This window comes from Romboutsia sp., assembly GCF_051659545.1.
Taxonomy (GTDB): domain Bacteria; phylum Bacillota; class Clostridia; order Peptostreptococcales; family Peptostreptococcaceae; genus JBOFOR01.
Map to the genome: position 1 here is coordinate 1 of NZ_JBOFOR010000302.1, position 1,516 is coordinate 1,516.

Annotated in this window: 1 protein-coding gene; it reads left to right on the top strand. The window is 28.8% G+C overall.

Features of this window, described 5'->3' with window-relative positions; translation table 11 throughout:
• The coding region (locus ACRC03_RS17945; RefSeq protein ID WP_438653975.1) for a glycoside hydrolase family 2 TIM barrel-domain containing protein at positions 1-1,516 on the top strand (1,516 nt) is incomplete at both ends.

Consider the following 1,516-nt stretch of genomic DNA (forward strand, 5'->3'; position numbering starts at 1 on the left):
TTTTCCATCACAGAATGTATGATGATGTATCAGATATAGAAAGTCAAATGTACACAAGACCATGGCAAATAGAAGAGTACGCAAAAGATAATCCTAAAAAACCTCATATAATATGTGAATATACACATTCTATGGGTAACTCTAATGGAAATCTAGATGCTTATTATAAGTTATTTAGAAAATATGATGTTTTACAAGGTGGATTTGTATGGGACTTTAAAGACCAAGCAATCCTTAAAAAAGAAGGAGATATAAGTTATTTAGCATATGGAGGAGACTTTGGAGATTTCCCTAATGACTATGATTTTAGCGGAAATGGATTAGTATTTGCCAATGGAAAAGTAACTCCTAAATTCTATGAAATAAAATATTGGTATTCAGATGTATTATTTGAGGATCTAGAAGAAGGTTTAGTAAATATTAAAAATGATTATTTATTTAATAATTTAAATAAATATGTAATATTTATAACTACAACTAAGAATGGTGAGTTTGTAGATGAAAAATGTGTAGAGATTGATTTAGAGCCAGGGCAAACTTATGAGTTGCAATATGATGTAGAAGAAAAAAGATATAAAGATGAAGAGTATATAGTTACTTTTACAGTTAAAGAAAAAAATGAAACAATATATGCACCAAAAGGTCATGAGATAATGCATCACCAAGTTATACTAAAGCCAAACACATTTAAGATAGAAAGAGAAGAAAATAATAAAGCTATTAATATAAAGGAAGCCGAGGAATTAATAAGTTTATCAACAGACAAGATAAAAGTGTCTTTATCAAAGAATAGTGGACTTTTATGTGAGTATGTACTAAATGGAGAAGATATCTTAAAAGAAGAGGTAAAACCATATTTCTGGAGAGCTAGTACTAACAATGATAGAGGTTTCAAAAATGAAATAGATGCAGTTACTTGGAGAAATCCAGCTATGAAAGTAGTTAACATTAAAATAGAAAACTATGAAAAAGTAGTTAATTTAATAGTAGATATAGAATTGGAAAATAATAGTACAGTAACATATATGTACTCCTTAGATTGCAATTCTAAACTAAAAGTACAACAAATATTAAATCCAAATAGAGAGCTATCTAAGATACCTGTAATAAGTGATCTATTCATTCTTAAAGAAGAATACAAAAATATAACTTATTACGGTAGAGGAAAAATAGAAAACTACTGGGATAAATACAAAAGTGCTAAGATAGGTTTATACAAGGAGACTGTAAATAATGAAATTGTAAATTACCTTCAACCTCAAGAAAATGGGGCTAAAACAGATGTGAGATATTTAGAAATAAAAAATGAAAAAGGACAGGGAATAAAAATAAGTGGAGTTCCAACCTTTGAGTTTAATATATCTAAATATCACCCAGAGGATGTAGAAAAAGCTGACCATTTCCATAAATTAGTGTCTTTAGATGCAACTATTCTAAGGGTGATATATAAGCAAATGGGAGTAGGCGGAGATGATAGTTGGCAAGCACTTCCTCATCCAGAGTATATTTTAAATGC